The sequence below is a fragment of the Escherichia sp. KCJ4928 genome (assembly GCF_004352695.1).
GTDB lineage: Bacteria > Pseudomonadota > Gammaproteobacteria > Enterobacterales > Enterobacteriaceae > ECMA0423.
Map to the genome: position 1 here is coordinate 1 of NZ_SJWV01000698.1, position 315 is coordinate 315.

At 63.5% G+C, this 315-nt stretch carries 1 protein-coding gene; it reads left to right on the top strand.

Annotation, left to right across the window (positions count from 1 at the left end; genetic code table 11):
* Window positions 1–315 (top strand): RHS repeat protein (locus tag E0D98_RS26310; RefSeq protein WP_131891611.1); only part of this gene is annotated, 315 nt, incomplete at both ends.

A 315-nucleotide genomic window follows, 5' to 3' on the forward strand; every position in this document is an offset into this window, starting at 1 on the left:
TGGCGGCGTGAACGGGACCTGACGGGCTGGATGTCGCTGTCACGGAAACCGCAAGTGACCTGGTACGGCTGGGACGGCGACCGGCTGACCACAATACAGAACGACAGAACCCGCATCCAGACGATTTATCAGCCGGGGAGCTTCACGCCACTCATCAGAGTTGAAACCGCCACCGGTGAGCTGGCGAAAACGCAGCGCCGCAGCCTGGCGGATGCGCTTCAGCAGTCCGGCGGCGAAGACGGTGGCAGTGTGGTGTTCCCGCCGGTGCTGGTGCAGATGCTCGACCGGCTGGAAAGTGAAATCCTGGCTGACCGG